The organism is Cupriavidus sp. CuC1 (assembly GCF_044627735.1).
Lineage (GTDB): Bacteria > Pseudomonadota > Gammaproteobacteria > Burkholderiales > Burkholderiaceae > Cupriavidus > Cupriavidus ulmosensis.
The window spans coordinates 87,515-100,234 of sequence record NZ_JBIUHC010000017.1; the positions used below are offsets into that span (position 1 = coordinate 87,515).

The 12,720-nt window shown below is 67.4% G+C and carries 9 protein-coding genes; 2 read left to right on the forward strand and 7 right to left on the reverse strand.

The genetic code is table 11. From position 1 onward, the window contains the following. Positions 1-142 precede the first annotated feature (142 nt). From ACGLHR_RS10280 to apbC, 5 genes are all read right to left on the reverse strand, one after another. On the reverse strand, positions 143-781 hold the full coding sequence (locus tag ACGLHR_RS10280) for a molecular chaperone (RefSeq protein ID WP_400093631.1): 639 nt from the start codon (positions 779-781) through the stop codon (positions 143-145). A gap of 107 nt (positions 782-888) precedes the next feature. After that, positions 889-3,060, reverse strand: coding sequence for a 4Fe-4S binding protein (locus tag ACGLHR_RS10285; RefSeq protein ID WP_400093633.1), 2,172 nt, complete (start codon positions 3,058-3,060; stop codon positions 889-891). A 101-nt stretch (positions 3,061-3,161) separates the two neighbouring features. Beyond that, a complete protein-coding gene (locus ACGLHR_RS10290; protein ID WP_400093634.1) occupies positions 3,162-3,779 on the reverse strand; it encodes a DUF3306 domain-containing protein in 618 nt (205 codons plus the stop codon). Positions 3,780-3,795: 16 nt separating this feature from the next. Next, a complete protein-coding gene (locus tag ACGLHR_RS10295; protein ID WP_318231898.1) occupies positions 3,796-4,368 on the reverse strand; it encodes a DUF3305 domain-containing protein in 573 nt (190 codons plus the stop codon). Between the two features lie 5 nt (positions 4,369-4,373). Continuing rightward, the gene (gene apbC / locus ACGLHR_RS10300) at positions 4,374-5,462 is read right to left on the reverse strand and encodes an iron-sulfur cluster carrier protein ApbC (protein WP_267604093.1); all 1,089 of its coding nucleotides are present in this window, start codon (positions 5,460-5,462) and stop codon (positions 4,374-4,376) included. Between the two features lie 310 nt (positions 5,463-5,772). Here apbC and ACGLHR_RS10305 point away from each other — a divergent pair, with 310 nt between their 5' ends. Further along, positions 5,773-6,405 (forward strand): OmpA family protein, encoded by a 633-nt coding sequence (locus ACGLHR_RS10305; RefSeq protein WP_267604094.1) that lies wholly within the window; start codon positions 5,773-5,775, stop codon positions 6,403-6,405. Positions 6,406-6,728: 323 nt separating this feature from the next. Beyond that, a complete protein-coding gene (metG, locus tag ACGLHR_RS10310) occupies positions 6,729-8,798 on the forward strand; it encodes a methionine--tRNA ligase (protein WP_400093636.1) in 2,070 nt (689 codons plus the stop codon). A gap of 65 nt (positions 8,799-8,863) precedes the next feature. Here metG and bamE read toward each other — a convergent pair whose 3' ends face one another. Beyond that, positions 8,864-9,406: an outer membrane protein assembly factor BamE gene (gene bamE, locus ACGLHR_RS10315; RefSeq protein WP_400093637.1), complete on the reverse strand. Its 543-nt coding sequence runs from the start codon at positions 9,404-9,406 to the stop codon at positions 8,864-8,866. 70 nt (positions 9,407-9,476) lie between these two features. Further along, the coding region (locus ACGLHR_RS10320) for a translocation/assembly module TamB domain-containing protein (protein ID WP_400093638.1) at positions 9,477-12,720 on the reverse strand (3,244 nt) is incomplete at its 5' end.

Below are 12,720 nucleotides of genomic sequence, written 5' to 3' on the forward strand. Positions count from 1 at the left end.
TATTAGATTGATATGTGTCGAAAGACCATGCCATGCGCGGGTTTCTACTGACGCCGGCGCTTGAAAAGTGCCATGCATGGAACGTTTGGAACAAGGCCTGAGACGGATTGCGCGCCCGCTTCCGGCCATCTGCGTTGAAGGCTCAATGCATATCAAGCGCGATCGCCTCGACCGCCATGAAGGCTTTCAGCAAAACGGCCACCCGTACGTAAAAACGGGCTTGCGGATGGGCCGCCATGGCATCGCATAGCGTGTCCACCCATGGCTGCAGATGGCGCGAAAAGAAGTGCTGCTGCTCGGCAAGATTGGCAATGCCCGCATCCTCGCCCGCGACCAGGAAGCGCATCACCTCGCACAGCGTGGCGATATGGTCCTCGGTCTCGCTGACATTGTCCTGGCGCACCAGGCCATAGCGCGCCAGGTCGTCGCGCAGCGCCACCACAGGGCGTTCGTTGAGGAAGCCGGTCTGGTAGTAGGAGCCGTAGAGAAGGACTTCCGGCTTGCCCACGCCGATGAACAATTGCTGGTACTCATCGGCAGTCTCGGCGGCCGTGGCGATCGATGCTGCGTCGCACAAACCATTCCAGGCTTCGCCCAGCGTGGTCGCGGCGTCTTCGCCGATGGCACGGTTGGCGGCGATATGGTGCAGCAGCGCGGCATCAGGCGCGCGATACAACAGGGTGGCCAGCAGGCCGTAGAGGTCCGCGCGGGCGGTGTCCTCGGCATTGGCCGTGGCTTCGGTAACCGGGGGAATCAGCTGGATAGGCTGGAAATCAGTCATTTCGTGATGGTTCTCAAGGGTACCGGAAGATTGGAGTTCCGGATTCGGCCGGCGCAAGCTGCCTTGCCGCGCACGCGGCAAGGCAGCTTGCGTCCCACAGGGCTTGGCTACTGCACGGCGGTGCCGCTGGAGGCGCCGCTGCTCTTTTCCATCATATCCACCACGCGGCAATCGCCGCACATCTTCAGGCGCTCGGCGGCCTCGCCGGCAAACGCCGGGTGGTCCGCCAGACGGGCCAGCATGGCATGCACCATCTGGGCGGTGCCAAACGGCTTGGCGCAGCGGATGCAATGGAAGGGCTGGGTCTCGGCCAGCGTCACGGTGCGGCGCGCGTCTTCGCCGGTGAGCAGCCGCGGCACCAGGGTGATGGCATCTTCCGGGCAGGTGGTCTCGCACAGGCCGCACTGTACGCAGTTGCGCTCCAGGAAGCCAAGCACCGGACGCTCGGGGTTATCGCGCAGGGCCTGCGAGGGACAAGCACCGACGCAGGCCATGCACAGGGTGCAGCGCCCGGTATCCACCGCCACCGCGCCCAGCGGCGCGCCGGCCGGCAGCGGCACGCTGGCCTGCGGGCGCGGCGCGTTGCGCACCAGGTGATCCAGCGCGAAATCCAGCGTCTCGCGCTTGGCGGCCGCGGCGTGAAAGGCCGCCGGGGGGAACGCTGCGCGGCCGGCGCCGGGCGCGCTCAATGGCGCCAGTTGCGCGTCCAGCGTGGCGGCATCGGGGCCATCCACCAGCGACAGGTATTCGCCATCGTAGCCAAGCCCTGCCAGGATGGCCTGCCCCACTGCCATCTGCCCGGCCAGCGCCGTGCGATATTGCGGCGCTTCGTCGCCCGTGAGCATCACGGCGACACGGCTGGCGCCCCAGCAAATGGCCGACAGCCACAGCTCGAGTCCGCTCGCGGCCGGGTGGAACAGGCCAACTGGAATCACATTGGGCGGCACGCCGCGCGCCTGGCCCGCGCGCGCGGCGCGGCCCAGCGCCAGGATGGGCGCATTGCCGTATTCCTCGCCGTGCAGCAGCAGCACCGCATCGCGGCCGCCCGCCGCGCGGTAGGCCGAGACCAGGGTGCGCAGGCGCTCGCCGAGGTAGTCCGGCTTGGGATAGGCGTAGCTGATGGCGCCGGTCGGGCACACCGTGGTGCAGGCGCCGCAGCCCATGCACAGGTTGGGCGTGACCTCGATACGGCCGCGCCCGTCATGCCACTGCGAGCGGATCGCCTGGGTGGAGCAGATATCGATGCAGGCCGTGCAGCCGGTGATCTTATTGCGGCCGTGCGCGCAGATCTTCTCCTTGTACTGGAAGAACTTCGGCTTCTCGAACTCGCCCACCATCTGGACCAGGGCCAGTGCCTGCGAGTGCTGGCGCAGCGCATCCGCGCCGGCGTACAGGTAGCCCTGCGGCGGCGAGTGCATGGTGAAGGCCGGCGTATCGGCCAGGTCGAAAATCAGGTCGAAGTGCTCGGTGGCGGTCTTGAGCGGGCGCTCGAAATCGATCGCGGCGGCCGCACCGCAAGCCTTCACGCAGGCGCGGTGGGAGCGGCAGCGGTCCAGGTCGATCTGGTAGCTGAAATCGATGGCGTCTTCGGGGCAGGCCTCGATGCAGGCGTTGCAGCGTGTGCAGAGATCGAGATCGATCGGGTTGCCGCGCCCGGCGCCGGTCTCCCAGCTTGCCTCGAAGGCGCCAAGCCAGCCGCCCAGCTTGACCAGTTTGCCGCTGTGCACCGGGAAGGCCCGTGAGGCAGGCGGGGTGGCTGCACCCATGGCCTCGCCGGCGCCGCTCAGCAGCACCGACACGTCCAGGCCGGATTCGGCGAGCTTGCCGGCCCAGGTCATGGCGCGCGAAGCAGGCCCGAGGATCAGCACGGCGCCGCCCGAGTGGTAGTCCACCACGGGTACCGGCTCCGGATCGGGCAGCGCGGCGGCGGCCAGCAGCGCGGCGATCTTGGCGTTGACGGTCTTGGGATCGCGGCGCGCTCCCTGCGACCAGCCGCCGGTTTCCCGGATATTGACGAAACGCACCGGCGCCGTCATGGTGCCATCGGCCTGGCGCCGGGCAGCCACCTCGGTAAACAGTGCGCGCTCCTGCGTACAGGCCACGATGACGTCGTCCGTGCCGTCGAGCGCGGCGGTAAAGTCGCCGATCTCGCGGCGGCACAGCAGATGGTGGACCTTGAGCGGTGGGCTGGTGCCTTCTGCCGGGGTCGAACCCTTACCCGACAAGGCCGCCCCGTCAAGCGGCATGGTGTCGTTGCAATTGCAAATCAGCGTCGGCATGGCGAATGCGGCTGGCCGGCCTGGATGCCCCTTTTTTAAGGAGTCTTGCGGCTGGCGAATTGTGGGGGGAAGCCCATTGTAGGCCCCCGCGCCGGCAGCGGCTACGCGTGTTTGCCTGGGGCCGAATCGTCAGGCTGGCGCGCCATTCCGGGTAAATCGGGATCGGCGGCAACTGGCGCGTGCGGCTGCATTTCAGGCGGCACGGCGTGCGAGGACTCCAGCGCCGCGGGCTGGTCCGAGGTTGCCTGCTCCGCCTGCTGCACCGCCGCGGCGGGCGCATCCACCGCCTGTGCTGCCGCGCGCGCGGCAGCCAGTTCGTCGTCGGTCGGCGCGAACAGGCCCAGCGTCTCGGACTGGCGCATGCGCCGCAGCACGTCGAGGGGAATCGGGTCGGGCTTGCCGTAGTCGTCGATATAGGTGTCGAGCCCGTCCATCACATTGAAATGCGGATCGGCAAACAGGGTCTTGAGCGCGGCGCGCTTGACGGTTTCGTCTACGCCGCGCGCCACGAAGCGCGCAATACTGTCGCCCGGCTGCAGCAAGGCGGCGTCGGCGAGCGTGGGGAGTGGCTCCGCCGGCGGGGCTGGTTCCGCCTGCCGCTGGACAACGGGCACAGGCGGAGCCGGCACGGGTGGCGCCGGCTCGGGCGCAAGCGGCTGCCCTTCACGCGCCGCGGCCTTGCGGCGGGACCAGCGCGACAGGAAGGAAGCATCGCTCATATCGGACCTGCCTGCATCAGTTGCGCGCCCGGTCCTGCGGCGCCTTGAACGATTCCGGGCGGCGGCGTTTCTTGGGTTCGGGGCGGTAGTGCTGCGCCACGTAGGCTTGCAGCCACTCAAGCTGCTCAGGGGCTAGCGGCACGTTCTCGACGGTTTCCCCGGCATCGAGCCAGCGTCCGGCCTCGTTGTAGGACAGTGTCACCGTCACCGGCACCGGCAGCGGCTCGCCGTCGCTGGACGTGGGCACGGCAGCCTGTCCGTCCTCCTCTGCCATGCGCCACAGCACGAACCAGCAGGGCGCGGTCGAAGTGAGGTTGAGGTAATAGCCCTCGGCCTCGTCGCGGAACAGCGTGACGGCGTAGCCCGGGTACAGCCAGCGCGCGCCGTGTTCGTCCTGCGCCAGGCAGTGGGGCACGGCACCGAACTCGCCAAGATCCGGCAGCACGGCATCGAGCTCCCATTTCCAGGGCTGCCAGCGGCTGGCCAGCGGCACGCGGCGCATCACCACGGCCATGGTCACGCCGGGCCGCCCGGCGGGCACGGCCTCGGGGGCCGGGTTGCCTGCAGCGAAGTCGGCTGGCGTGTCCATGGGGATCAGGTGTTTTGCACCACGATGCTGGGGAACTTGCTGGTCATGTCGCGGGCGCGGTCGGCCACCTTGACAGCCACCTTGCGCGCCATGGCCCGGTACAGCTCGGCGATCGGGCTGTCGGGGTCGGACACCACGGTCGGGCGGCCGGAGTCGGCCTGCTCACGAATGGAGCGGTTCAGCGGCATGCTGCCCAGCAGGTCCACGCCGTAGTCCTCGCACATCTTCTCGCCACCGCCTTCGCCGAAGATATGCTCGACGTGGCCGCAGCTCGGGCAGCAGTAGACGGCCATGTTTTCGACGAGGCCGAGGATGGGGATGCCCACCTTCTCGAACATCTTCAGGCCCTTCTTGGCATCCAGCAGGGCGATGTCTTGCGGCGTAGTAACGATTACAGCACCCGTCACCGGCACTTTCTGCGACAGGGTCAACTGGATGTCGCCGGTGCCCGGGGGCATGTCGACGATCAGGTAGTCGAGATCGTGCCAGTTGGTCTGGCGCAGCAACTGCTCCAGCGCCGAGGTCACCATCGGGCCGCGCCACACCATCGGGTTGTCCTGCTCTATCAGGAAGCCGATCGAGTTGGCTTGCAGGCCGTGGCCTTCGAGTGGCTCCATGGTCTGGCCGTCGGACGACTCCGGGCGGCCATCGATGCCCAGCATCATGGGCAGGCTGGGGCCGTAGATGTCGGCGTCGAGCATGCCCACGCGGGCGCCCTCGGCGGACAGCGCCAGCGCCAGGTTGACGGCGGTGGTGGACTTGCCCACCCCGCCCTTGCCCGACGCCACGGCGATCACGTTCTTGACGCCCGGCAGCAGCTTGACGCCGCGCTGCACCGCGTGGGCCACGATTTTCATGCTGACGGCCACGCTGGCATTGGTCACACCGGGCAACTGGCGCAGCGCATCCACCACCTGCTTGCGGATCGGCTCCAGCTGGCTCTTGCCGGGATAACCCAGCTCCACTTCCAGCGACACATCGCCGCCTTCGACCCGCACATTGCGAGCCGAACGGGTGGACACCAGATCCCGGCCCGTGTTGGGGTCGATCACGGTGCGCAGGACTTCGGTAACCTGGTCGACGGTGAGGCTCAAGACAATCTCCGCTACTGAATATGGGAATATGGGGAAGGCGCGTACTGTATCAAAGTATGAGCGAAGTGCAGCGCAAGGGTAGCGCGAGGATGGCAAGCCCATGATCCGCACGTGGAATTACACGCACTTACAACTGTCACAGCAACAGGCTTGTGCACCCGGCATCATCTCCTTATTGTAGTGCGCCAGGAACGCAAGCCCGGCGAATACGGTCCAGGGCCTTGTATTCACGTGTCTTCCGCGTTATTTCTAGTGGTATTGCACGCACCACTTCCAAACAGCCAAAAAAATTCGTCCTGAAGGAGAAAGCATGAAACTCAAGCTTGTCAGCCTTGCCGTTGTGGCCACCCTTGCCGCCGGCTGCGCCACGGAACAAGGCACCCAGACCGCGGTCGGCACCGGCGTGGGCGCTGCAGTGGGCGCCGGCCTGGGCAACCTGATCGGCGGCAATACCACCGGCACGCTCGTCGGCGCGGCGGTTGGCGGGGCCCTGGGCGGGGCCACGGGTTACAACTGGAATGCGATCCGCGGCAAGCTGAGCAAGGACACCGCGGGCACGGGCACGCAGATCACCGAGCAGCCGGACGGCTCGCTCAAGCTGAACATCCCGAGCCAGGTGACCTTCGATACAGACAGCGCCAGCATCAAGCCGTCGTTCCGCTCGGTGCTGGACCAGGTCTCGCAGACCCTTGCCCAGCAACAAGACGTCTCCGCCACCGTGGTGGGCCATACCGACAGCACCGGCAACCCGAACTACAACATGCAACTGTCGCAGCGCCGTGCCCAGAGCGTCGCGACCTACCTGGGTGACCGAGGCGTTGCCCGGCCCCGCCTGGCAGCTGAAGGACGAGGCCAGACCCAGCCGGTCGCGGACAACGCCACCGAGGCCGGACGCACACAAAATCGCCGGGTCGAAATTTATTTGAAACCAATTCAGAGATGATGCGGTCATAGAAATAGGTACCGCTTGTCACCGTTGCTGGCTCGCGATGGGTGGCTGACCTCCCGGGCGGTACCTGATTTCTCCTCCTTTTCCGTTGTGGAAAGCTGCGCCGGCTCTGACCGGCGCTTTTTTTGTCCCCAGCTTACTGAGTGCACTTTGCGTCACTAACCACCAGCCAAAGCCCTCTCTTCGCGCCACGCCCCTGAGCAGTGCACGCGCTCGCCGCCCCGCTTGTTAGAATAGCCCTCTCACGGTGCCCGCCCAACTTTGGCGGCGACGCCCCCGCCTTACCGTCCAACCCCCTCCTGACCGGCAATTTTTCCATGACCGCACGTCGCATCCTCGTTACTTCTGCCCTGCCCTACGCCAACGGCCAGATCCATATCGGCCACCTGGTGGAGTACATCCAGACCGACATCTGGGTGCGCTTCCAGCGCATGATGGCGAACGAGGTCTACTACGTCGGCGCGGACGACACGCATGGCACCCCGGTGATGCTGCGGGCCGAGAAGGAAGGCATTACGCCCAAGGAACTGATCGATCGCGTGTGGACCGAGCACAAGCGCGATTTCGACAGCTTCATGGTGTCGTTCGACAACTACTACAGCACCGACTCCGAGGAGAACAAGCAGCTCTCCGAGAAGATCTACCTGTCGCTGAAAGCCGAGGACCTGATCGCCGAGCGCGAGGTCGAGCAGTTCTACGACCCGGTCAAGAACATGTTCCTGCCGGACCGCTTCATCAAGGGCGAGTGCCCGAAGTGCGGCGCCAAGGACCAGTACGGCGACTCGTGCGAAGTCTGCGGCACGACCTACGTGCCCACCGACCTGAAAAACCCGTACTCGGTGGTGTCCGGCGCCACGCCGGTGCGCAAGTCCTCCGCGCACTACTTCTTCAAGCTGTCCGACCCGCGCTGCGAAACCTTCCTGCGCGAGTGGGTGGCCGACCTGGCCCAGCCGGAGGCGGCCAACAAGATGCAGGAATGGCTGGGCGCCGAAGGCGAGGCCTCCACCCTGTCTGACTGGGATATCTCGCGCGATGCGCCCTACTTCGGCTTCGAGATTCCCGGCGCGCCCGGCAAGTATTTCTATGTGTGGCTGGATGCGCCGATCGGCTACTACGCCAGCTTCAAGAACCTGGCCGAGAAGAAGGGCATCGACTTCGACGCCTGGGTGGGCCCGCACTCCACCGCCGAGCAGTACCACTTCATCGGCAAGGACATCCTGTACTTCCACACGCTGTTCTGGCCGGCGATGCTGCGCTTTTCGGGCTACCGCACGCCCACCAACGTGTTCGCGCACGGCTTCCTGACGGTGGACGGCGCCAAGATGAGCAAGTCGCGCGGCACCTTCATCACCGCGCAGAGCTATATCGACACCGGCATGAACCCGGAATGGCTGCGCTACTACTTCGCCGCCAAGCTCAACGCCAGCATGGAAGACCTCGACCTGAACCTCGATGACTTCATCGCGCGCGTGAACAGCGACCTGATCGGCAAGTACGTCAACATTGCCAGCCGCGCCGCCGGCTTCCTGGTCAAGCGCTTCGACGGCGTGGTGGACGAGGCCGCGCTGGCCCATCCGCTGCTCAAGCAGCTGCGCGAAGCCGCGCCGCAGGTGGCGCAGTTCTATGAAGGCCGCGAGTACAGCAAGGCGCTGCGCCTGGTGATGGAGCTCACGGATTCGGTGAACGCCTTCGTCGACACGGAGAAGCCGTGGGAGCTGGCACGCGACGAAAGCAAGCGCGCGGCCCTGCACGCGGCCTGCTCGGTCTCGCTGGAAGCCTTCCGCCTGCTCACCGTCTACCTCAAGCCGGTGGTGCCGCAGATGGCCGCCGGCGTGGAGCGCTTCCTCAATGTGGAGCCGATGGACTGGCGCGCGATCGACAAGCAACTGTCGGCTTCGCGCCCGGTGCAGCCATATTCGCACCTGATGACGCGCGTGGATGCCAAGCAGGTCGATGCGCTGCTGGCCGCCAACCGCGACTCGCTGCAGGCCACCGCGCCCGCCGGTGAAGCGGACGCTGGCGGCGCATCGATCGAGCCTATCGCCGACACCATCACCATCGACGACTTCTCCAAGATCGACCTGCGTGTCGCCAAGATCGTGGACTGCCAGAAGGTGGAAGGCTCGAGCAAGCTGCTGCAGCTCACGCTGGACCTGGGCGAAGGCAAGACCCGCAATGTCTTCTCCGGCATCCAGTCGGCCTACACGCCGGAACAGCTGGTGGGCAAGCTCACCGTGATGGTGGCCAACCTGGCCCCGCGCAAGATGAAGTTCGGGTTGTCCGAGGGCATGGTGCTGGCCGCATCGGCAGCGGATGAGAAGGCCACGCCGGGGCTCTGGATCCTGGAGCCGCACGAAGGCGCGGTGCCGGGCATGCGCATCGGCTAAGCGCATCGCCTAAGCGCATCGGCAGTCGCGGCGGCGGCGGTGGCAACCGCAACCGCCGCCGCCGGCTAACCGCCCTGCAGCTTCTCGTCGCTGCGCGAGGTGTGCGTCACCTTGCCGTCGGCGTTGAAATGCACGTTGAAGAACGCCTTCTCCTGCGAGCTTTCCCACCAGCGGTATCCCCACACCTCTTCCTTCTTGAGCGCGAAAGCTTCCACCTTGGTGGGCTTGCCTACCAGGCGGCGGATATCGTCGCGGCTCATGCCAGCGCGCACGCGCGCGAAGTTCTCCGCGGTCAGCACCTGCTCGATGGCGCGCACCGTGCCGTCGGCGCCGATCGTCACCATCCAGGTGGTGGCGCCCTCCGGGCCGCGCGGGTACTCCAGGCGACGGCCACCGTCCTCTTCTTCCCAGGTGATCTCCGGGCGCCCGGCCTGGCGGCGCACGTCTTCCTCGCTGGACTCGCCCACCACGATGCCCTTGAAGAGATGGCTGTCGGGCTTGACCGAGTTCCAGGTGGCGCGCGCGGTGTCTCCCGCCTTCTTCATGGCTTCGTCGACCTTTTGCTGGTCGCACCCGAACAGGGCGAGCACGGAGGAAATCAGTCCCATGGCGGCAAGGCGTCGATAAGACGCGGCAGTGGCGGAGGTGGGGGGCACGCAAATCAAGGCGCTGCGCGCCTCAGGGCCGCGCAGGCGCGGGCGCGTCCGAGGCGGCGCCGCCCGGCTTGCTGGCCGGCGCTGCGTCCGTTGCAATGCTGTCGGTATCCTGGCTGGCATCGGTCTGGCTCCTCGCGGTTCCGGCGCGGTTGGACGCGCCCGTGAACAAATTACCCCAACTGTCGAAGCGGCGGTTGAACAGCACCGAAAGCCCGTTGATCGAGCCGCCCTTGGCAATCAGCGACCAGCGCCGCGAGAATGCCCAGGTCAGCTTGACCACATTGCTGGCGCTGGTCAGGCTCTGCTCGTAGCCCACCGAGATCTTCTCGGTCACGGCCTTGCCCACGCTGACCACCTGCTGGTCGTTAAGGCCGGCCGTGCTGGGCCCGATCGAAAACTCGTCGATGCCCAGATGCTGCACGATCCCCTTGCCCGCGCGCCCGCCCAGCATGCCCAGCGCGGCACCGCCCAGGGCCCCGGCGCTGAGTTGCTGCTGCTGTCCGGCCGCGGCGCCTTCCGCGCCGTAGCCGAACATCAGCCATGACAGCTTATCCTCCTCCGGCATATTCGGCTCGGACACCAGCTTGACGCGCGGCAGGCGTACCGTGCCGGTCACCTCCACCCCCGCCGCCACTTCCTGGTTGCGGCGCATGGCACGGATATTGAGGTTGGGATTGTCCACCGGCCCGTTGAAATTGACGATGCCGCGCTCGATGTTGAGCTTGCGCCCGAACGCTTCATAGGTGCCGTCGGTCACGCGAATGGTGCCGGTGGCGCGCAGCGGCGTCAGCGGCGCGCTGCGCACGCCAAGCTGCCCGCCCAGGCGCAGGTCCGCGCCAGCGCCGCGGAAGCGGAAATTGTCGCCAAGGTCGAGCGTGAGGTCGATCAGCGGGCTGAAGCGGCTGGCCGGCTTGGCCTCCGGCACCGGCGTGGCCGCGGTCTTGATCTCGCGCTGGTCGCGCCGGCGCACCACCACCACGTCGTCGCCCAGCTCCGGGGCGCCGGCCTTGGGCAGGTCGAACAAGCCGCGATCCACGCGGAACTTGCCGCGGATCACGATCTGCCGGTTCTCGTTGGCAATGCTGGCATCGCCGGAAATGATCAGCGTGCGCTCGGGGCTGGCAAAGAGCTGGAGCTTGTCGGCCACGATCTTGCCGGTCAGGTTGGGATCGGTGTCGCCCAGCTTCACATTGCCGGTGGCCACGATCTTGCCGTCGCCGCCACGGAACTCCACCTGCTTGAGCTCGATGGTGTTCTGGTCGAGCACCACGTGCACGATGCCATCGGTCAGCCGGATGCCCTCGTCGTACAGCGTAATGGCGATGCCGGTGCCGTCGATCGTGCCGGTAACGAGGGGCTGCCCGACGGTGCCCGCCAGCTGCAGGACTGCCGCCAGCTTGCCATCGAACGCGTATTGCGGGCCGCTCAGCGACTCCAGCGACTTGATCTTCGGCACATCCAGCGCGACCTTGCCCGCCAGCGTGGACGCCGGCGTCACCGTCATCAGGCCCTGCTCCTGGATCAGCCCGGCGGACGCATCGACCACCACCTTGCCGACCCGCGCGGCCTCGATGCCGCCCCTCAGGATGATGCGGCTGCCGGCAAACTCGGCGCGCAGCACGGATTCGCCCAGGCCCAGCGTGGTGTAGCCCCGCCCGGCGCTCACCGAGACGTCGCCGCTGCGCCGGCGCAGCTCGGCAAAGCCTGAGGCGGTCTCGGCCAGCGTGATATTCCAGCGGCCGTCCAGCACCAGGTCCGAGCGCACCGGCGGCGCTTCGCCGGTCAAGGCCTCGGCCAGGCGCAGCACGTTGGCCATCTGCAGGCCATCCAGGTTGCCCTGGGTGCGGATGCGGCCGTGGTCGAAATCGAAGCTATCCACAGTCACGCGGGCGCGCTCGAACTGCAAGCCGGCCGCGCCGAGGCGCACGCGCTGGTCCGCCACCTGCAGCTGCGTCGGCGCGATCAGCCGCACGTTGACCGTGCCGCGCTCCTCCAGGGTGAGGATGGTGCCCTTCCAGCCGGCCGCCCCCTGCCAGGCGCCCTGCCCCGACAAGGCGAGTTGCATCGGCTTGTCGTGCAACGCGCCGGCCGCCTTCAGGTCGAAGGTGTGGCTGGCCTGGGTGCCGCTGAGCGTGGCATCGAGCGTGCGCAGCGTGGCGACCGGGCCGCGATAGTCGCGGGCGTTCAGTTTCAGCGCGAGCGTGCCGTTCACCCCCCCGCGCAACTCGGCGCTGCCGCTGGCGCTGGCCACGTGGTGCGGGCCGACCACCAGCGACTTCGCGTCATAGCTGGCCACGATCTCGGGCCGCGCCAGCGTGCCTGTGATGTCCGCGTCGAGCTTGAGCACGCCGGCCACGCCGAACTTGAGCCGGTCGAGCTGGGGCGCGTCCACGTGCAGCTTCAGGCGGTCGCCGCGCGCGCCAAAGCTGCCATTGAGCTGGGCCTGGTTGCCCGCCATCTCGAGCGTGGCCTGGCTCGGCAGCAAGCGCTCGCCGTCCAGGCGCAGCTTGCCCTCGCCACGCATCGGCAGCCCCGCATAGACGCTGTCGCGCACCGCGAAGTCCAGCGCCACGCGCGGCCCAGGCGCTAGCGTGCCGCTGGTGGTGAAGTCCGCATTGATGCGGCCCGCCGCCACCTCGGCGACGCGCGCCGGGTCGAAATTCGTCAGCTTGCCCTTGAAGGTGAAGGGCTGCTCGTCCTTGAGCGACAGTTTGCCGTCGGCGTTCAGCGTGCCCGCGCCGATGCCGGCGCGCAGCGAGGTCACCGTGACCGCCTCGCCGTCCATGTGCGCGTCGGCGAAAAGCTTGTACTCGCCGCCGGCCAGATCCAGCGCCACGCTCTGGCGGCCGGGCTCCATCCGCAAGCTCACCGGCCCGGACAGGCGCACGCGCTTCAGGCTGCCATAGAGGGCCTGCGGGTCGAGGTTGCGCACGTCGAGGTCGAAGCCGCCGCGGCTATCGCGCAGCGCGCCCCCGCCGCGGATCTCGCCGCCGCCAGCCAGCGCCACGTGCAGGTCGCGCACCATCTGCGTCGCCTCGCTGACCTCGATATGCGCCTGCACCGATTCCACCGGCAGGCGCTCGGCGTCGAGCTTGCCGGCTTCGTGGTTGACGATGCGCACGTCGCCCGCCACGCGCAGGGGCGCGCTGTCGTGAGCGCTGCCAGGCTTGGCAGCGGGCGCGGAGGCGGGGGTGGCAACTGCCGCTGCCGATGCCGCCGGAGCGCTGGCCGCCGCGGCCGGCGCCGGCGCGGAAGCGCCATCCACC